Source organism: Bartonella sp. B12(2025) (assembly GCF_053795135.1).
This window is the reverse complement of sequence record NZ_CP200031.1, coordinates 710,977-731,232: the sequence shown is the minus strand read 5'-3', so window position 1 is coordinate 731,232 and position 20,256 is coordinate 710,977. Positions and strand designations below refer to the sequence as shown.

Sequence of the window (20,256 nt, the reverse complement as noted above, 5' to 3'; positions counted from 1 at the left end):
ATCTATGTCTCTTTTCTGGAGGAAGAAGCTCTTTTTGAAGTTGTTTTTTTACTGGATGCTTTAGCCAATATAAGTTCTAATGCTTCTGAAAGCGTTATACTAGTTGGATCTTTATCTTTTGGCAATGTTGCATTAATTTTACCACAATTAACATACGGACCATAACGTCCATTGCGTACAGTTACAGCACCTCCATCTGGGTGTTCCCCTAATGTTGCGAGTACTGCAGGTGTTGTTCTGCCTCGTTTTGCTTGATTGTCTTGTTTTTCGGCAAGCAGTGTAACAGCACGATTGATGCCAATATCAAAAATTTCATCTGCATGAAGAAGGGGAGCTGATTTGCCATCATGTGTAAGGTAGGGACCATAACGTCCAATCGTGGCTGTGATTATTTTGCCTGTTTCAGGGTGTGTTCCAATTTCACGGGGCAGGGATAGTAGAGCCAAGGCTTTATCAAGAGACATATTTTCTGCTTGCCATTCTTTTGGCAATCCTGCACGCTTGACTTCTTTGCTTTCACCAAGTTGAACATAGGGGCCAAAACGACCATTGCGAAGAGAGATATCTTTTCCTGTTTTAGGGTCGATACCAAGCATAACAGGTTCATCATTATGCATGGCGTTATTCTCTTCTTCTGTATCCGTTCCAAATTGGCGTGTGTATTTGCATTCCGGATAATTGGAACAGCCAACAAATGCACCATAACGACCTAATTTTAATGATAATTGGCCATTTCTGCAAAGAGGGCAGGAACGAACATCACTTCCGTCCTCACGTACAGGAAATGCGAGAGGTGCTAATGTTACGTTTAAAACATCAAGGATATTTGTTATACGCAGTTCTTGGATATTGGCAATAGACGCATTAAATCCATCCCAAAAATCGCGCAATACATCTTTCCAAGAAAGTTTTCCATCCGATATAAGATCCAGTTTCTCCTCAAGGTCTGCTGTAAAACCATATTCTACATAGCGATTAAAAAAATTTTCAAGAAAGGCTGTAACGATACGTCCTTTAACATCAGGAATAAGCTTTCGTTTATCAGCTATAATGTATCCACGATCACACAATGTAGCTAATGTTGATGCATAAGTTGAGGGTCGACCGATTCCTAACTCTTCAAGCTTTTTAATTAAGGAAGCTTCAGAATAACGGGGAGGTGGTTCTGTGGTATGTTGTACAGCTTCAATTTTTTCTTTTGTAAGTGCTTCACCAGCGTTAATTTGTGGCAAACCTGTTGTTTCATTTTCTTCACTGTTTTCTTCCTCTCGTTGATCAGTGTAGACAGAAATAAAGCCATCAAAACGAATAATAGAACCTGCTGCACGTAAATTTGCACGGTTTGCTCCTTGCTGTGCTTCAATTTCAATAATTGTACGTTCAATTTCAGCAGAACGCATTTGGCTAGCAATGGCGCGTTTCCATATTAGCTCATAGAGTTTTGCTTGATCGCTGTCGAGAAAATTACGTACTTGATTAGGGATACGTTGAAAATCTGTTGGACGAATAGCCTCATGCGCTTCCTGCGCATTTTTTGCTTTTGTTGAATAAAAACGTGGCTTTTCAGGAACATAGTCACTACCAAATGATTTATGAATTACTTTTCGTGCTGAATCAATGGCTTCTGGTGCCATTTGCACACCATCGGTACGCATATAGGTAATAAGTCCTGCCATTTCACCATTAATTTCAATACCTTCATAAAGTTTTTGAGCAATTTGCATGGTGCGAGAGGCAGAAAAACCTAGTTTTGAAGATGCTGCTTGCTGTAAAGTAGATGTTGTAAACGGAGGAAAAGGATTTCTCTTTGTTGGTTTTGCTTCAACGCTTAGTATACGATATTTTGCTTCCTCCAGCATAAGGCGAATTTGATTTGCTTGCTCTTGTGATTGAATGTCAAGCTTTCCAATCTTTTTTTGATTAAACATTGTTAATCTTGCTCGGAAATTGTCATTTCTGATGGTTTTTAAATCTGTTGTAATGAACCAATAATCTTCTTTGATAAAATGTTCTATTTCTGATTCACGATCACAAATAATACGCAAAGCAACTGATTGAACGCGACCCGCCGAACGTGCGCCAGGAAGTTTACGCCACAAAACAGGTGAGAGTGTAAAACCGACAAGATAATCAAGAGCGCGACGTGCAAGGTAGGCATCTACAAGTGATGTATCAATATCACGTGGATTGTTCATGGCATCAAGCACAGACTTTTTGGTAATGGCATTGAATACAACCCGTTTAACAGGTTTATCCTTTAAAACTTTCTTTTGACGAAGAATATCGAGAATGTGCCAGGAAATAGCCTCTCCTTCACGATCAGGGTCTGTTGCTAAGATGAGGCTATCGGCTTCTTTGACTGCTTTTGCTATTTCATTCAAACGTTTAGCGGCAGTAGAATCTACATCCCATTTCATAGAAAAATCTTGATCGGGTAGAACAGAGCCATCTTTTGCAGGCAAATCACGAACATGTCCAAATGATGCCACTACTTTATACTGAGATCCAAGATATTTATTAATTGTTTTTGCTTTTGCCGGAGATTCAACGATAACGATATTCATAATTTTACCCGAATGTTGAAATAAAAACTTTTTTATAAACTCCTTTCATAGGAATAGCTAATGGCAATTGATTAAGAGTACATAAAAAACATTAATCACATAAAAAAAATAATATTATACAACTTGTGATTGTTATTATTAAAATACACCCTATATGGAATTACGCGATTTATTTTCCACTGTTAATACAAAAACATACGGCGAAGTACTAAGATAACATCTATTGAGAGGTAGGAGGAGAAATGCTCAAGGATAGAGGATTATGTTTATAAATCATTTAAAAGTTATCCAATATATTACAGATATGTCAAAACAAATGAATCTGATGGCGCGTCAGGCGCATAGTCCGCTTTTAGCATTGCTTTTGGATATGGTTGCCAAAGAAGGACAAAGCATTATTAATAGTGCTGAGGCTCTTGGAGAAGATCCAAACTCAACAATGACACATAACCACCAGGGTGTCGAATAAGCTTTCCGGCGAGTTCGAGTTCCACCAACAATAAGTAGAGGTTTGGTAGGGAAACGCCTGAATGGGTGCTGAGTGTATCCAAATCTATTGGAGTTGTTGAAAGGGCGGAGAGGACAGCTGTGCGTTCTGCATCATCTCCAATCGGAGGAGGGGTGGTATTTTTTTCATCAGGTGAATTAAAACTGTTCTTTTCAAGCGGTAGAGAGGCAGGTTCCTCGAAAAAGTTGAGTTGGGAGTTAGTGGGCGTTGGAGTTAATGGTGTAAGCGCTTCTACGATATCAGAAGGATGCGTGGTTAGTAAAGCTCCGTCCTTGATGAGATTGTTGGTACCAACAGATCTTGGATCAAGTGGAGAGCCGGGAATGGCAAAAATCAACCGTCCCATTTCGGTAGCTTGACGTGCGGTAATTAAGGATCCTGATCGCAGGGCAGCTTCTACAACTAAGAGGGCAAGTGATAAACCCGCAATAATACGGTTTCTTCTCGGAAAGTCGATAGCACGCGGCTTCCAAGCAATTGGCATTTCGCTGATAATTGCTCCACCGTTAGCGATAATCTCCTCGTACAGTTTTTTATTTTCAGGAGGATAAATATGATCAATTCCACCAGCCATAACTGCGACTGTGCCTGTTTGAAGACTCGTTTGATGAGCAATGCTGTCAACTCCACGAGCTAATCCAGAAATAATTGTAAAACCAGCATATCCAAGAGAATGGGCAAATTGAGTGGTTAATTTTTTGCCCGCTGCCGAAGCATTTCGAGAACCCACAATTCCAACGGAAGGTTTCTGAAAAACTGAAAAATTTCCTTTTATAGAAATAAGTGGCGGTGATGCTTCCGTGACCTTAAGAAAGGCTGGATAATCTGGTTCTCCTATACCGACGAATCGAACGCCTAATCTTTCGGCTTCTTGTATTTCTTTTTCAGCATCTTCTAATGTTGCTATCCGGATAGGTGCAGAAAGACTACCCTTTCTACTAAGATCGGGAAGTGCAGCCAGAGCGTTTTCTGCTGTTTTATAATGATCAATTAAATTGCGAAAACTAACTGCTCCAATATTTTCGCTACGCAATAACCGTAACCAGTTTAGACGTTGACGATCAGTGAGTAGGATTCCTTTATTCATTCCCGTTTTGAGTGCCAACTTTGCTTTCTTTCCCAACCAATAATCTGCCGATATTTGAGTAATGTTTTATAATCACAAAAATGCTCATTATGAGCAGCATATAAAGCATATAATAAGCATAAAGGTAAGGATAGAAAAAATAAACAAATATTGGAGTAGAAATAACAGCAAGGAGTGCGGACAACGAAGAGTAGCGTGTAATTAAAAAAAATGTCACCCACACAATAATGAAAAAAATTGCTGCTGGCCAGAAGTATCCTAAGCATACACCAAGATAGGTAGCAACACCCTTGCCACCTTTAAATTTAAGCCATATTGGGAAAAGATGTCCTAAAAAAGCGAAGAAACCAGCTAGAGTAATAGCGATATTATTTTCCATCGGATAGCTTAAAACTTTTACAACAAGAATTGCAACAGTTCCCTTCAATATATCGCACAGAAGAGTAAGAGCAGCAAGTTTTTTACTCCCTGTTCGTAATACATTTGTAGCTCCAATATTTCCGGAACCAATTGTTCTTACATCGCCAAGTTTGCTCAATCGTGTAAAAATAAGTCCAAATGGAATAGATCCTATGAGATAGGACATCAAGAAGATAAGCCATGTATAAAACTGGAAAAGTGTTTCTAATTCATTCATTAAGATCTCATTAAGTTTGTTTATCAAATTTAAAAATTGATTTTCCTTTAACAAAGGTTTGGAGAACACGTCCCTGAAAGCGTGCATTCTCAAAAGGTGTGTTTTTTGAATGTGAATACAGCTTATCTGCAGATACTACCCATGGTTCATCAAGGTCAACCAAAATAAGGTCTGCATGAGCGCCTTTTTTGAGTGTTCCTGCATTGATGCCAAAGAGTTTTGCGGGTGTCGTTGACAAAAGTTCAGTTAATCGTAGAAGCGGTACGGTTTCATTGTGATAAAGGCGTAAAGCTGCACTCAATAAAGTTTCCATGCCAATAGCGCCTGAAGCTGCGTCACTAAATGGTAAACGTTTTGTATCAACATTCTGGGGATCATGGGAAGAAACGATAATATCTATTGTTCCATCTTTTATCGCTTCAATCATTGCTATACGATCTTCTTCTACACGTAATGGAGGCATTAGACGGAAAAAGGTACGATATTCACCAATATCATTTTCATTAAGAGATAAGTGATTAATAGATACACCAGCTGAAATTTTAGCATTACGTTGCTTACCTAGACGAATAGCGTCAGCAGACATAGCTGTCGATATTTGTGCAGCATGATAGCACGTTTGTGTCAATGTCGCTAAGCGCAAATCTCTTTCAAGTGTAATGACTTCTGCTTCGCGAGGTATTCCAGAAAGGCCAAGCCAACTCGCTAGCAGCCCTTCATTCATAACGCCTTGTTCTATAAGATCATTATCTTGTGTTTCGTGCATCAACGTAACACCAAAATCGCGTGCATAAGCCATTGCGCGCCGCATAACAGACGAACTTTGAAGTGTTTTTTTGCCTTCACTGAAGGCAACTGCTCCAGCATCCTTTAGCAAGCCAAATTCGGTTATTTTTTGTCCGTGAAAACCTTGAGTGATCGCAGCAACGGGATAAATATTGACCAATGACATTTCCTGTGCTGTACAGGTAATGAATTTAATAATTGCTACATTATCGATGACTGGATGCGTGTCTGGCATCATAAGGAGGGAAGTAATACCACCCGCAGCAGCAGATTTACTTACTGAAGCGATTGTGTTATAATACTTACCTTTTGCTTCTCCCATAAAGACGCGGGCATCAACAAGTCCAGGAAGAATTGCTTTGTTTTCTGCATTAATAATCTCTGCTCCTTCGGGAGCTCCCTGATTTAGAGCTTCTTTTCCAGCGGCTGCAATCAGCCCATTTTCGACAACAACCGTGCCAATTTCATCAATTGCGCGTGAAGGATCAACAATACGGGCATTTTGAAAAAACGTTGGCTTTATCATTTTTTTTCTCCACTTGTCTTAAGACGTGAATCTAATAACGCCTCCATGACAGCCATACGCACAGCAATTCCCATCTCTACTTGTGTATGAATCATACTTTGAGGTCCATCTGCTATATCAGATGCGATTTCTATACCGCGGTTTATTGGGCCAGGGTGCAGAATGATGCAATCGCTTTTTGCATAGGCCAAACTTTCTTTATGTAAACCAAAATAACAAAAATATTCACGAATAGAGGGAATAAAGGAACCTGTCATACGTTCATGTTGTAAGCGCAACATCATGATGACATCAGCATCTTTAAAACCGTCTTTCATTGTATTAAAAACTTCAACACCCATATCTGAGATTCCTGCGGGCAAAAGTGTTGAGGGAGCAACTGCACGGACACGTGCTCCTAAAGCATTTAAACTAAGGATATTGGAGCGTGCGACACGTGAGTGCAAGATATCTCCACAAATTGCAACAGTTAATCCTTCAATACGGCCTTTTGTTCTTTTAATGGTCAAGGCGTCTAACAAGGCCTGTGTTGGATGTTCATGAGCACCATCACCTGCATTAATGACACTACAATCCACTTTTTGCGCTAACAGTGCAGCTGCTCCGGCGCTACTATGGCGGATGACGAGTATATCCGGTTTCATCGCATTGAGGGTTGTGGCTGTATCAATTAATGTTTCCCCTTTTTTTACAGATGAGTTGTCAATAGCTACACTTATCACGTCTGCTCCCAGCCGTTTTCCAGCTAATTCGAAAGAGGATTGTGTTCGCGTGGAAGCTTCAAAGAAGAGATTAATTTGGGTGCGTCCACGCAATGTAGATTTTTTTTTATCAGTTTGTTTAGACAAGATAACATTCGCATCTGCGCGATCAAGCAATATGGTAAGATCTTGCACACTCAGACCTTTAATACCTAAAAGATGTCGATGGGGGAAAAGGGGGGGAAAAGTGTTTTGAGTCATAGCATTCTTTTCTATCTCTCTCTAAACAGGTTAAACATACATTTAATTTATTTGAATATGATAAATGTTTTTTTAACTGCAAACAGACAAATAGTCTATGATATGAATGATTTGAATAATAGGAATATGCCTATGAGTGCTGTGTCTGCGCAAAATGCTCGCCGAAAAAATGCATTTCTCAGTGATACGCTTATGTTTCGTATTGCCTCTACTTTGCCTAAGTTTTTATTAGCAAGCTTTGAAGAAATAGGAGATTTTGTGGTAAGTCATGAAGCACGGGAGCTTTCTTCTTTGGCGAATCGTTATCGGCCAGTGTTGCACCGTCATGATGAATGGGGGGAGCCAACAGAACAATTAGAAATACACGCTTCATACAAAGCTCTCCAAAAGTATTCCAGACAGACTGGTTTGGTCACTTCTCTTTGGGAAAATACAACTTCAGAAAATGGGGTACGCTATCAAGCGCGTGCTATTCGCTTGGCTTTATCTGCTAGTCTGGAAACAGGGCATTTGAATGAAGTTATTATAACAAGTGCGGCTATTGCAGTCTTAATTAGTGATTCTGAGCTCTTCAAAAAATGGCAAAGTGTACTCTTATCACGCCAATATGATTTATCGTCCAAGCCTGTTAATAGCAAAAAGGCGGCTGCTCTTACATGTGCTTTTGACGGTGTTGAAAAACACGAAAAATACTCTTTTAATTTTCCGTGTGTTAAAAAAATTTCTTTTGATAAAAAAATGGGGCGTGACCTGTATCGTTTAAATATTGTCAAAACAAATGTTATTAATCCTATGGTGGATGGATATCTTGTTAGTGCAGATTTAGATGGTCATTTAAGCTGCTTTCTAGTTCCACGCATACAAGAAAATGGCGCATTAAATGGTACTATCTCGATTCGTCATTTAGTGCAGCGTTCCGGAGAATTTTTAACGCCAGAAGGTGTTGTTGATTTTCAGGGTAGTTATGGTTGGCTTTTGGGTAATGCCGGAGAAGGTATTAAAATAATTAAAGATATCGAAACAATGATGCGTTTCGATCAATCTGTAATATCGGCAGGTGTTCTGCGGGCTGCACTTCAATTTGGCATAGATTTTTTTCGGAAAAAAATACCGGATCAGCCTTTACCGCCACTGACAGAACGTATTTTTGCAGATATTGCACTGGATATCGCTGCCGCACAAGCATTGGTTTTACGTTTAGCGCGAGCCTTTGATAACGCTGCAAATGATCGTTCTGAAGCAGCTTTTGCACGAATTATGACGCCTATTATTGCTTATCACGTCAGTCAATTAATCATTCCTATTATTGGTGAAATTATTGCTCAACTTGGCATCGAAAGCTTTGTTGAGGGAAATCCATTATCGCAAATGCTGTGTAATGGGCCTGCACGGATTGTAAGAAATAATTCTGCTAATCAATTGGTAAAGGATGCAATTCTCATCGCTGAAAAAGCACCGGGATTGTTTCAGAAATTGTTAGAAAAAATTGCTATTGATATTGGACCAGCTGGACCACGAGCAATTGAAATTATTAAGTCTGCTGTGGAGATGGCATCGGCAAATGAGGGAGCAGGAAGATTTTTTGTTGAACAAGTGGCGTATGCAGCTGCAGCTGCATCGTTACGTTCTACAGACATAGAACATGTTGCAAATGCCTATATGGAAAGCCGCCTTGGAGGACAATGGAGATCTTCCTATGGAATGCTAATTGCACGGTATAATGCAGGACACCTGTTAAATGTTCTTTATCCTTCCATATGATGAAGGCTTTGAATTCTGTTGAGAGCACCTTGCAATATAAAAGCAGCAGCAGCCGAATCAATTCGGGTTGCTCTTTTAGCGCGCGATACATCCATTTCTAGAAGAAAGCGTTCCGCAGCAATAGTTGATAAGCGTTCGTCCCAAAAAACAAATGGAATTTCTGTATGTGCTTTCATATTGCTTACAAAAGTTCTTGTTGCTTGAGCACGAGAACCATTACTTCCATTCATGTTAAGAGGTAAGCCAATGATAACAACTCCTACATTTTCATGATCAAAAATTTTTATAAGTGCGTGGGCATCTTCCACAAATTTTTTTCGTTGAAGCACAGGACGCGGATTTGAAAAAGTTAGCCCCATATCAGAAATCGCAATTCCGATAGTTTTTCTTCCTAAATCTAAACCTGCTATTGTTTGTCCAGGCAAAAGATGTGTAATAACTTCATTGATATCGATAATAGCCATATGGTTTATAATTTAAGTCTTTTAGTGTTTAGGTTCATACTTATATTTTTTATTCGCGTTATCAATATTCTTGCACTCGTAAACGCAGCCTTGTATAGCCATAAATGAAATATCAAAATAAAAAGTAGAGAGGCATAGTATGTCTGTTGATCAAGAAACAGTCAAGCGGGTGGCACATTTAGCGCGTATTGCTGTTCACAACGATGAAGTAGAACGTGTGACAAAAGAACTCAATGTTATTTTAGGTTTTGTGGAACAATTGAGTGAAGTTGATGTCAGTAGTGTTGAGCCGCTAACATCAGTGATGCCAATGACGTTACGAATGCGTGAAGATAATGTCACAGACGGTAATAAAGCAGCAGATATCGTAGCAAATGCACCTGTTACAGAAGAAAATTTTTTTCTTGTCTCAAAAGTCGTCGAGTAACTTTTTATATTTTAAAAACTTGAGAACCAATATGACCGATTTAACAACCTTTACAATTGCACAAGCCCGTGATGCTCTAATAAAAAAAGAGTTCAAAGCAACTGAATTAACAGAAGCTTATTTAGAAGCGATTGAATTAGCTAATCCAACTTTGAACGCTTATGTGGCAATAACAGCAGAACAAGCAAGAAAAATGGCTGCTGAATCAGACAACCGCTTGGCTAGAGGGCAAGGTGGTATTTTAGAAGGAATTCCATTAGGAATTAAGGATCTTTTTGCGACACATGGTGTTCATACTCAAGCCTGTTCATATATCCTTGATGGTTTTAAACCGCGCTATGAATCAACCGTAACAGCTAATTTATGGCAAGATGGAGCCGTTATGTTAGGTAAGCTTAATATGGATGAGTTTGCTATGGGTTCCTCCAATGAAACGTCATGTTATGGTCCAGTTATTAGTCCATGGAGAAAAAAAGACTCCAATGAAAAGCTCGTGCCAGGTGGTTCTTCAGGCGGTTCTGCAGCCGCTGTTGGGGCGCAGCTTTGCGCTGGTGCAACAGCGACAGATACAGGCGGTTCAATACGTCAGCCAGCAGCATTCACTGGGACGGTAGGAATTAAACCAACTTATGGGCGTTGTTCACGGTGGGGGGTTGTAGCTTTTGCTTCATCACTTGATCAAGCTGGGCCTATAGGCCGAGATGTTCGCGATTGTGCTATTTTACTTAGATCAATGGCTTCCTTTGATGAAAAAGATTCCACTTCGGTTAATTTACCAGTCCCTGATTATGAAAGTTATATTGGTCAATCAATAAAAGGAATGAAAATTGGTATTCCAAAAGAATATTACCTTGAGGGGATGTCTCCTGAAATTATCGCGCTTTGGAAAAAAGGAATGAGTTGGCTAAAAGAATCAGGTGCTGAGATTGTTGATATTTCATTACCCCATACAAAATACGCTTTGCCTGCTTACTATATCGTAGCTCCTGCAGAAGCGTCTTCTAATTTAGCGCGTTATGATGGTGTTCGTTTTGGTCTTCGCATACCGGGAAAAGACGTTATTGAAATGTATAAAAATACCCGTTCAGCTGGTTTTGGTGATGAAGTCAAACGTCGTATTTTGATCGGTACTTATGTCCTTTCATCAGGTTATTATGATGCTTATTATATTAGAGCGCAGAAAATACGAACATTAGTGAAGCGTGATTTTGATCAATGCTTTGCTTCTGGTGTCGATGCCATTCTTACGCCTGCAACACCAACATCAGCTTTTAGCATTGCTGATGAAAAAATAAAAAATGATGCTGTGGCAATGTATCTCAATGATATTTTTACTGTGCCAGTTAATATGGCTGGTTTACCAGGAATTTCTATTCCTGCTGGTCTCTCATCAAATGGTTTACCATTAGGCTTGCAATTGATTGGTAAACCTTTTGCTGAAGAAGTCATTTTTCAAATAGCCTACGTTATAGAACAAGCGGCCGGAACGTTTAGCACTGAAAAATGGTGGATATAATGATAAAAAAGTATTTCTCTTAAAGCAGAGAGATGCTTTGGGAAAGGATAAGTTATTGATTTTAAAGTATTGCGTAGCTTTTATCCGCCGAGATATGCTTCTTTAACACGTGGATCAGAAAGCATGGCTTTGCCTTCACCGTGAAATAAAACATTCCCTACCTCTAAAATATAAGCATAGTCAGCAATAGAAAGTGCTGCAAATGCGTTTTGTTCAATAAGAAGAACAGTTTTTCCCATATCATTAATTTTCCGGATAATTGAAAAAATTTCCTTTACAAGAAGCGGTGCTAAACCCAGAGAGGGTTCATCTAATATTACCATGTCAGGATTACTCATGAGTGCGCGACCTACAGCAAGCATTTGTTGTTCACCACCTGACATTGTTCCTCCCAACTGTTTTGTTCTTTCACGTAAGCGTGGAAAGAGATCAAATATCCATTCGATATCGCGGGCAATCTCTAGCTTATCATGACGAATATAAGCACCTAAATATAGATTCTCCAAAACAGTGAAATGGGGCATAATGCGTCGTCCTTCAGGACTTAAAGCAATACCCAATCGCAAAATTTTTTCTGGTGATTTTTTAATAATTGATTCGTCTTTATATGTAATCTCTCCATAAACAGATTGATTAAGTCCTGTAATAGAGCGTACAATACTGCTTTTTCCTGCTCCATTGGCACCGATTAAAGTTACTATACTTCCCTTTTTTATAGACATAGAAAGATTTTGGACAGCTTTAATGGCGCCATAATGAACGTGAAGATTTTTGATTTTAAGAATATCCATAAATATCTCCGCCAAGATAAGCTTTAATAACTTTAGGGTTGTTACGAATTTCATCTGGTGTGCCATTGGCAATACAACAGCCATATTCCATTACCCAAATATATTGGCAAAGTCCCATAACAACTTTCATATCGTGCTCTATAAGCAGAATTGTAAGATCAAAGTCTTTTTGCACTTTTGCTATAAATGTTTTAAGATCCTCACTTTCTTGTGGATTCATGCCAGCAGCAGGTTCATCAAGAAGAAGCAATTTTGGCTTTGTTGCTAGCGCACGCGCAATTTCTAGACGTCGCTGCACACCATAAGGCAAAGTCATTGCGGATTGATTAGCAAGGTGATCAAGTTGTAGCCGCTCAAGAAGTTCCATTGAGCTTTTATGGACTTCGCTTTTCTCTTTCATTGCTTTTGGAAAAAATAGAGCTGAAGAAAACCATGGATACTTTTGTCGAACATGAGCTCCAACCATAACATTTTGCAAAACCGTTAGTCCTGAAAAAAGGCGAATATTTTGAAATGTTCTCGCAATATGGCATCTACAGATAATATAAGGAGGAGCTCCAGAAACTTTTTGGTCGTCAAAAAGAATTATTCCACTTGTGGGAGTATAAAATCCAGATATCATATTAAAAACAGTCGTTTTTCCAGCGCCATTTGGACCAATTAATCCGGTAATTGTTCCTCGTTTAATCGCCATATTAATATTATTTACAGCAACCAATCCGCTAAAACGCATCACGATATCATTGAGTGAAAGGATGGTATCGTTCATAACTTTCCCTCAGTATTAGGGAGCTTTTTGCGTGTCAAAAAGCTATAAATTCTATTCCATGAGAATTCGCGTTGTCCCAATAATCCTTTTCTCCAAAATAAGATAATTACTAGCAATAGAAGAGAAAAAACAACCATACGAAGCCCTGGTATCTCAGGAACATGGATAAAACCTAAGTCAAACGGGCTTTCAATAATGCGAAGCCATTCAAGCATAACTGTAATAATAATGCTACCAATAATGCTACCTGTAATTGAACCAAGACCACCAGCAACAACAATCATCAAAATATTAAAAGTTATAAGGAAGTTGAACATTTTGGGATCGATAGTTGAAATAAGAGCAGCCATCAGTGCTCCTCCTATACCTGCAAAAAATGCACCAACAGTAAAGGAGAAGCTACGGTAGAAAAAAGCGTTAATTCCCATTGTTTTTGCGGCAATTTCGTCATCACGAATAGCACGCAATACATTACCAGTATTGCTTCGCAGTAAAAGAGTAATAAAGATAACTGTAAATGCTAACCAGCCACAGTTCCACCATAATGTGGCATTTTGAGGTATCCCTTTGATGCCCAAAGAACCGTTTGTTATAGATGTTGCATTCGTAATAACAATGCGAATGATTTCTGCAAAACCCAATGTTGCAATTCCAAGATAATCACCACCAAGACGTAATATAGGGAGAGCAATCAATAAACCTACAACAGCAGCACACAAACCACTTACAGTAACGGCCACAAAAAAAGGCAACTGCAGATAATGCAAAGGCTCAGCTATAGGTTCAAGAATCCACATCATTTCTTTTTGTTCAGGGGAAAGAAGTAAAATTGCGCATACATAAGAACCAATGGCCATGAAGCCAGCATGTCCAAGAGAAAACATACCCGTAAAACCGTAAATCAAATTAAGCGAAATTGCCAATATCGCATTAATAGCAATAAGATTGATGACACGAAGTGTGTAATCATTAAAATGTTTATCAGCATAAAATAAGAAACAGATAAAAATTAAAATACTGATACACGATAGAAAAGTTGTAACTGATTTTGTCATTAGATTTTCTCCTGATTTTTTTTGCCCATTAACCCAGTAGGCATTGCCAATAAAATCAGAATCAACAAAATAAAAGCGAATGCATCTCGATATCCAGATAGCGAGGGAAAGAATGCGATAATCATAGTTTCAATAAACCCTAGTAACAATCCTCCCAACATTGCTCCTGGAATCGAGCCAATACCTCCAATAACAGCAGCGATAAATGCTTTGAGTCCAGGAAGAACACCCATATAAGGCTGAATTTGAGGATAGCGTAGAGACCACATAATGCCTGCGATGGCAGCAAGTGCTGAGCCTATTCCAAATGTAAATGCAATAACTTTATTAACAGAAACCCCCATCAAACGCGTCGTTTCAATATCATGTGAAATTGCACGCATAGCAAGACCAGGTTTTGTTTTATGGATAATCCATAGCAATAAAACAATAAGAATAAATGAAACAGCGGGAACGATCAAAGACATAGGAGCAATTCTAATGATTCTATCCGCTCCCGATTCTAAGTGCCATAGAAATGGTACTACAAGAAAATCTGGCTGTTTTACACCTTTCGGAACACCACTAAAGAGTACAGTAGCAAGATTTTCAATAAAAAAGGAAACTCCTATTGCACCGATAAGTGCTGAAATACGCGGAGCATGGCGCAGAGGTTTATAGGCAAATTGATCAACAGTAATACCCACTGCACTTGTGATAAAAATTGAAAAACAGAGAGCTAAGGCCCAAATCGGTGCAAAATCTTGTGGGGAAATTTTAAAATAATAAATGAACCCTAAAGCAAGAATTAAAAAAATAGCAACCCAATAAATTGGAGGGCGTTTTTTGAACCCTATAAACACCGAATAATAAACAAGAACAGCCAGTAATAAAAGAAGAATAGCAGCCCAAGCAGGCATAAAGCTAATCGTGGAAAAGAAAACAAAATATGCTCCCAACATGAAAATGTCACCGTGAGCAAAATTAATCAATCTCAGTATACCATAGACCATAGTGTAACCAATAGCGATAAGCCCATAAAGAGATCCTAATGTCAGTGCATTAAAAAAATACTGGATGAACATTTCAGTGCTCATCTCTTATCCTTCCACATTTGTTAATTAATATAGGATAAAATAAGAAACCTTTAAATTTTGGTTGAGAAAAAACTCAACCATTTTGTATTTTTATTAGAAAAATTTCTGATCTTTTAAAAAGCGGGTTTGACTTCATCTAAATAAACACGTTTTCCACTTTTTATTTCAATTATACCAATAGACATTTTAGGATTATGATTCTCATCCATAGACATATCACCAAAGGGTGTTTGAAAATCCTTCAATTTACTAAGGGCGATAGTGATTTTTTCACGGTCAGCACTGCCAGCATTTTCAATAGCTTTCATGAACATCATATAACTCGTGTATCCCAAAACAGAGTTGATATTTGGCTCTTTGTTAGGATAAGCAGCTCTCCATTCATTTGTGAACTCTTGTGCAGCTGTTGACATATTCGGCATATCCTCACTGTAGGGAAGTGTTGTATGTAAGAAGCCTTCTGCAGCTTTTCCTGCAATTGTAACGGTTTCTGGATTATCCATAGCGTCTCCACCCATAATTTGAAACGTTGCACCTAGTTCACGCGCTTGTTTCATGATTATGGCACCTTCAGAAAAATAGGATGGAATAAATAAGATATCAGGTTTTTGCGCTATAATCTGTGTGAGAACAGCTGAAAAATCCTGATCTCCAGAATTATAATTTAAATTTGAGATAACTTCACCACCTAATTTTTTGAAAGCACGTGTAAAATAACTTGCGAGGCCAATCGCGTAATCGCTTGATATATCTTTGAGGATAGCTGCCTTTTTTGCGTGTAAAGTTTGACTTACATAGGTTGCGATTCCTACACCTTGGTAGGAGTCGATGAAGCAAGCACGAAAAGAATACCTTTTACCCTGTGTAACAAGCGGATTTGTTGAGGAAGTTGCAATAGTTGGAGTTTTTGCTTTTTCAGATATTTCTCCACCAGCCAACGAGAGTGAAGAGCCATAACTACCAATAATTCCATTAACTTTTTCACTTGCAGTTAAACGCATAACAGCATTAGCAGCTTCTACCTTATCAGATTTATTATCAATAATAATAAGTTCCACTTTACGTCCTAATATTTCTGGGATTTTTTTATGTGCTAATTCTATGCCTTTAATTTCAAGCTGGCCTCCAAATGCATTTTGACCACTTAACGGAAGATAAACACCGATTTTGATGGGTTCACTCGCATAGACATTTGATACAAGAGCCATGACAGCTGCGACTGTAGTAAGGATTTTCTTCAATTGCATTGCGCACTTTCCTTAATTAAGTTGTAGTTTGTGCACTTTATCTTGAACTTTTTCATCATGCAAGTTACACATTAATAAAAATATCATTATGTGAAAAACCCTTTGTATTATTTTTTATAGGATAACTATTGTAAGGTGTGTAGGGCGTACAATCAAACAATTTCGTAAATATTTGTATTGATATTAACATAGGAAATGCGACAATATGGGGAAATCTTAATCTTGGGGCTTGCGTGTTGATGCAAGAGCAATGTTTACTTAGGCATAGAGAATCAATATCGTACAATTTAAAGCTACAGGATCACGTTTTATTATGACGACTAAGGATGCATTAAAGGATTGTGCCCTATCCGAGGAAGGTATAGGTGCTTGTGGTGAGATTATTGAAATCAGTGGTGTCATTAAGTGGTTTGATGGTAGTAAGGGATATGGGTTTATTGTCCCTGATTTGCCTAATTTTCCCGATATATTATTGCATGTTACAGTGATGCGAAGAGACGGTTTTCAAACAGCTTTGGAAGGTGCTAAAGTTTTCTGTGCTGTGGAAAAAACTGAAAGAGGACTGAAGTGCGTTCAGGTAAAATCCATAGATTGTTCTTCAGCAATTCATCCGTTAGAAACTCCAGCCCGTACGCATTTTTCTGTTACTCCAGAAAGTGGCTTAGAGCGCGCAATTGTCAAGTGGTTTAATCGCGATAAAGGATTCGGTTTTCTTAGTCGCGGGCAGGGGACAGAAGATATTTTTATTCATATGGAAACATTGCGTCGTTTTGGTTTAGCAGAGCTTCGATCTGGTCAAGTTGTTCTTATACGTTTTGGTAAAGGGGAAAAAGGCTTGATGACAGCAGAAATCTATCCGGATATAGGGATCCCATTTGCTACGCATTGAATTCTACTATTGGAATTATGTGATCTCTTTGTTTTTTTTAAGAGAGGTATTATTGTACAGAAATAAGTGAAAATGGTCGTAAAGCCAGCATGTGCAATAGAAAAGCATATCTGTAAAGCTGTAAATCAAATGAGGCGGATTGTGAATATATTGTAGTGAATGCGATAAGAGAGTGACTATTTCATTTTTCAAAATTCTGATTCTTTTTATTTTGTGCGACAAAGCTAAAGAGATCCTTTAGGTGGAGATGAAAATATTGAAGTTTTTTTAAGAGGAAAAACCGTTCCATTGACACTGTTTTCTATGTTGAGAATGTATATAGCTGTAGCAAAAATTTTTATAGAGAATTCCTGTTCATCCGATTTTTTTAGAAATATAAACAAAGAAAAATACGGTTTTGTTTATAGGGTGGAGGTTTCTTTTGCATAGCTTCAGATGGCAGCTGATTTTGATGTATCGCACTAATTTCACGTAATCTGCAATGCTTTTTAGACATCAAAGAATAAGCAATTAGAGAGTAAGCAGGAACTTTTTATGTGGATGGTAAATATATCTTTATCCTTAGATATGTTTTTTTAATATTGAAGAGATTGTTGTATCAATTGTCGAAAAAGCTTTCCCATTTTCAACAGATACTATTTCGTTAGGAGTACCTGCAACTTTTGCATTTGAGATTAATGCTGCTGAAGTTTTTGAAAAACAAGTACAAAAGAAAGAGACAGCGTGTTATTCATCATGCTATTTGTGGAAAGTGTAAAGGTGATAAAAAATGACAGCGGAAGATATTCGTTTTTTTGAATACGATGGTTTGCGATTTGCTTATCGAGAAGAAGGGCAGGGTATGCCTGTTTTGTTAATTCATGGTTTTGGGTCTTCCGCACGTGTGAATTGGTATGCAACGGGTTGGTTTCGTACTCTTACTGAAGCAGGATATCGTGTTATTGCTCTTGATAATCGGGGACATGGAGATTCAGTTAAAAGTTATGATCCTTCTTTTTATACGCCTCAAGCTATGGCTGGTGATTCCGTAAGATTATTGCAGCATTTAGAACTATCTAAAGCACATGTTATGGGCTATTCTATGGGTGCAAGAATTAGTGCATTTATGGCTCTTTTGCATCCAACATATGTACACAGCGTTATTTTTGGTGGTTTAGGTATTGGTATGGTAACAGGAGCAGGGAGTTGGGAACCTGTCGCTGAAGCTCTTTTAGCAGATGATATTTCTGCTATTACTAACCCTCGTGGTTTGATGTTTCGTAAATTTGCAGATCAAACTAAAAGCGATAGACGTGCTCTCGCTGCTTGTATTATCACATCAAAAAAGGATTTAACAGCATCTGAGATTTACAAAATTAAACAACCTGCACTTGTTGCTGTTGGTTCATTAGATGATATTGGTGGTGAAGCAGAGCCGTTAGCAGCTTTGTTGCCCTATGGTGAAGCGTTACCGATTCCTGGTCGAGATCATATGCTCGCTGTGGGAGATAAGGTCTATAAAAAAGGTGTTATCGATTTTCTTTCTCGTTATCCTATCGTATGAGAATTATTCATAGGTTTTAGAGTTGAGAGAATAATAATATTTTTATCTCGAATAAAATGAAAAGCTGGGAAGAGTAACCGTAAATTCTAGCTAGCTTGTTTTATATATTTGTGTAGAAATGTAATTTCCTTTTTAAGTTGAACGAATGTACTCTGGAAGTAGTTAAAGAAAAATATTTTTTTAACTATGCAGTGGGATTTTTAGTAAACAAAAAGCTGTAAAAGACGGAAATGCTTTTGTTTTATAAAATTCTACTTTTGACAGAAAAGAAAAAAATATAAGTGATTGATCAATGTTTCGTCAGAATATGCTTGTAAGCGCAAATGCTGAAATTGGGGATAAGGTAAAAATTACGGTCTTCTAACCGTTTTTTTACTTTTGAATCTATACGAGTATATTTAACAATGATAGATACTTCTAGCAAAACTTCTTCAGTAAATGTGTCAAAATGGTGCTATTTTGAGTATAGGTCATATAAGTGAAGATTAAGACTAAGATTTTTTATGGCTTTAGAGAATCTTAGGAGTGCCTTTGTTTGCCAACTAGGAGTTAATTTAAGAGTCTCAAAAGACAGGAGGGCATTGTGAATGCTGATGAAATAAAAAAACTTGATAGTTATTTTAAAAACACATTCCAAAATTCAGCATTACAAGTGAAAGCACGGCTTAAAAAGAGTGATTCTTGTGAGGTTTATATTGGGGATGAGTTTTTAGGTATTATCTATCGAGATGAAGATGAGAATGAACTATCATACAATTTCTCAATGGCCATATTAGATATTGATCTAGAAAGTTGATTCGTTATGAATAATTGAATGAAATCTTTCTTCACTTAATAAAATTCATATGAGTTTTGATGCTTTGAAGCTCGTGTGGGTGTTTCGTGCGATAATAAGGTGGTCGTGAATAGCAATTCCTAATGCATTTGCTGCATCTTTTAATCTGTATGTCATTGTTATGTCTGCTTCAGAAGGCGTAGCGTCACCAGAAGGGTGATTGTGCACTAAGATAAGTCCTGATGCGGATAATTCCAAAGCTCGAGAGATTACTTCACGCGGATAGACAGGGGTATGATCAATGGTTCCAGTTTGTTGCACTTCATCAGCAAGTAAACCATTTTTCTTATCAAGAAATAAGATACGAAACTGTTCGCGTGTTTCATGTGCCATGATAGCTTTACAATAAGCTAATACTTTATCCCATGATGAAAAAATATCACGTTTAAATAACTCTGCACGTGCAAGGCGTCCAGCAACATCTGAAATAATTTTCAAATCAGTCGCAGTCACCGGACCACATCCTTTAACTTCTTGAAGTCGATGAATATCAGCACCCAATACGTCAGCTAATGAGCCAAAACGTGCTATCAAGTTTTTAGCTATTGGTTTTGTATTTGCTCGGGGAATAGTGCGAAAAAGCAATAGCTCAAGGTATTCATAGTCTTCAATTGCATTTCCTTTTGACTTTAAATAACGTTTACGAAGACGTTCACGATGCCCTTGATAATGTTTATGTGTCTGTGATTTTTTCTGAGTTTCTTTACTTTTTGTTCCTGGTATTGGATCAAGTGGAGAACTCGATATCAATGCAAAACTGTTGCTCTGGATGTTTCCTTTTATATTTATTTTTTTAGCCATAACATTTCTTTT

General features: G+C 38.0%; 19 protein-coding genes. 7 read left to right on the top strand and 12 right to left on the bottom strand.

Annotation, left to right across the window (positions count from 1 at the left end):
* Positions 1–2: 2 nt before the first annotated feature.
* A complete protein-coding gene (topA, locus tag V3564_RS03265) occupies positions 3–2,564 on the bottom strand; it encodes a type I DNA topoisomerase (protein ID WP_455481383.1) in 2,562 nt (853 codons plus the stop codon).
* A 262-nt stretch (positions 2,565–2,826) separates the two neighbouring features.
* Between topA and V3564_RS03260 the strand changes: the two genes are divergently transcribed.
* Positions 2,827–3,033: a hypothetical protein gene (locus V3564_RS03260; protein ID WP_455481382.1), complete on the top strand. Its 207-nt coding sequence runs from the start codon at positions 2,827–2,829 to the stop codon at positions 3,031–3,033.
* On the opposite strand, the gene dprA is transcribed toward V3564_RS03260, so the two are convergent.
* From dprA to V3564_RS03240, 4 genes are read right to left on the bottom strand one after another with little or no spacing between them, the layout of a single operon-like run.
* Positions 2,963–4,177: a DNA-processing protein DprA gene (dprA, locus tag V3564_RS03255; RefSeq protein ID WP_455481381.1), complete on the bottom strand. Its 1,215-nt coding sequence runs from the start codon at positions 4,175–4,177 to the stop codon at positions 2,963–2,965. The genes V3564_RS03260 and dprA overlap by 71 nt on opposite strands.
* Positions 4,152–4,796 carry a glycerol-3-phosphate 1-O-acyltransferase PlsY gene (gene plsY / locus V3564_RS03250; protein WP_455481380.1) on the bottom strand — a complete coding sequence of 215 codons (645 nt, stop codon included), beginning with the start codon at positions 4,794–4,796 and terminating at the stop codon, positions 4,152–4,154. The genes dprA and plsY overlap by 26 nt, the downstream gene beginning before the upstream one ends.
* Positions 4,797–4,806: 10 nt before the next feature.
* Positions 4,807–6,108, bottom strand: a complete 1,302-nt coding sequence (locus V3564_RS03245; RefSeq protein ID WP_455481379.1) for a dihydroorotase — start codon at positions 6,106–6,108, stop codon at positions 4,807–4,809.
* Entirely contained in the window at positions 6,105–7,070 is a 966-nt protein-coding gene (locus V3564_RS03240; protein WP_455481378.1) for an aspartate carbamoyltransferase catalytic subunit, read from the bottom strand. The genes V3564_RS03245 and V3564_RS03240 overlap by 4 nt, the downstream gene beginning before the upstream one ends.
* 132 nt (positions 7,071–7,202) lie before the next feature.
* On the opposite strand from V3564_RS03240, the gene V3564_RS03235 reads away from it, so the two are divergent.
* Positions 7,203–8,831, top strand: coding sequence for an acyl-CoA dehydrogenase family protein (locus tag V3564_RS03235; RefSeq protein ID WP_455481377.1), 1,629 nt, complete (start codon positions 7,203–7,205; stop codon positions 8,829–8,831).
* Here V3564_RS03235 and ruvX read toward each other — a convergent pair.
* Entirely contained in the window at positions 8,816–9,295 is a 480-nt protein-coding gene (gene ruvX / locus V3564_RS03230) for a Holliday junction resolvase RuvX (protein WP_455481376.1), read from the bottom strand. The two genes, V3564_RS03235 and ruvX, sit on opposite strands and share 16 nt — an antisense overlap.
* Before the next feature lie 139 nt (positions 9,296–9,434).
* Here ruvX and gatC point away from each other — a divergent pair, with 139 nt between their 5' ends.
* Complete coding sequence (gene gatC / locus V3564_RS03225; RefSeq protein WP_455481375.1) at positions 9,435–9,722, top strand: Asp-tRNA(Asn)/Glu-tRNA(Gln) amidotransferase subunit GatC; 288 nt, start codon at positions 9,435–9,437, stop codon at positions 9,720–9,722.
* Between the two features lie 31 nt (positions 9,723–9,753).
* Entirely contained in the window at positions 9,754–11,238 is a 1,485-nt protein-coding gene (gene gatA, locus V3564_RS03220) for an Asp-tRNA(Asn)/Glu-tRNA(Gln) amidotransferase subunit GatA (RefSeq protein WP_455481374.1), read from the top strand.
* An 80-nt stretch (positions 11,239–11,318) separates the two neighbouring features.
* Here gatA and V3564_RS03215 read toward each other — a convergent pair whose 3' ends face one another.
* From V3564_RS03215 to V3564_RS03195, 5 genes are all read right to left on the bottom strand, one after another.
* Positions 11,319–12,029, bottom strand: a complete 711-nt coding sequence (locus tag V3564_RS03215; RefSeq protein ID WP_455481373.1) for an ABC transporter ATP-binding protein — start codon at positions 12,027–12,029, stop codon at positions 11,319–11,321.
* Complete coding sequence (locus tag V3564_RS03210) at positions 12,016–12,798, bottom strand: ABC transporter ATP-binding protein (RefSeq protein WP_455481372.1); 783 nt, start codon at positions 12,796–12,798, stop codon at positions 12,016–12,018. The genes V3564_RS03215 and V3564_RS03210 overlap by 14 nt, the downstream gene beginning before the upstream one ends.
* On the bottom strand, positions 12,795–13,853 hold the full coding sequence (locus V3564_RS03205; RefSeq protein ID WP_455481371.1) for a branched-chain amino acid ABC transporter permease: 1,059 nt from the start codon (positions 13,851–13,853) through the stop codon (positions 12,795–12,797). Before V3564_RS03205 ends, V3564_RS03210 begins: the two co-directional genes overlap by 4 nt.
* Entirely contained in the window at positions 13,853–14,929 is a 1,077-nt protein-coding gene (locus V3564_RS03200; RefSeq protein WP_455481370.1) for a branched-chain amino acid ABC transporter permease, read from the bottom strand. The genes V3564_RS03205 and V3564_RS03200 overlap by 1 nt, the downstream gene beginning before the upstream one ends.
* Positions 14,930–15,042: 113 nt before the next feature.
* On the bottom strand, positions 15,043–16,176 hold the full coding sequence (locus V3564_RS03195) for an ABC transporter substrate-binding protein (protein ID WP_455481369.1): 1,134 nt from the start codon (positions 16,174–16,176) through the stop codon (positions 15,043–15,045).
* 313 nt (positions 16,177–16,489) lie between these two features.
* Here V3564_RS03195 and V3564_RS03190 point away from each other — a divergent pair, with 313 nt between their 5' ends.
* From V3564_RS03190 to V3564_RS03180, 3 genes are all read left to right on the top strand, one after another.
* Positions 16,490–17,065: a cold-shock protein gene (locus tag V3564_RS03190; RefSeq protein ID WP_455481368.1), complete on the top strand. Its 576-nt coding sequence runs from the start codon at positions 16,490–16,492 to the stop codon at positions 17,063–17,065.
* Between the two features lie 769 nt (positions 17,066–17,834).
* Complete coding sequence (locus V3564_RS03185) at positions 17,835–18,608, top strand: alpha/beta fold hydrolase (RefSeq protein ID WP_455481367.1); 774 nt, start codon at positions 17,835–17,837, stop codon at positions 18,606–18,608.
* Positions 18,609–19,191: 583 nt separating this feature from the next.
* Complete coding sequence (locus V3564_RS03180) at positions 19,192–19,404, top strand: DUF3126 family protein (protein ID WP_455481366.1); 213 nt, start codon at positions 19,192–19,194, stop codon at positions 19,402–19,404.
* Positions 19,405–19,449: 45 nt separating this feature from the next.
* Here the strand turns inward: V3564_RS03180 and radC are convergent, their stop codons facing one another.
* Positions 19,450–20,244: a RadC family protein gene (radC, locus tag V3564_RS03175; protein WP_455481365.1), complete on the bottom strand. Its 795-nt coding sequence runs from the start codon at positions 20,242–20,244 to the stop codon at positions 19,450–19,452.
* Between the last annotated feature and the right edge of the window lie 12 nt (positions 20,245–20,256).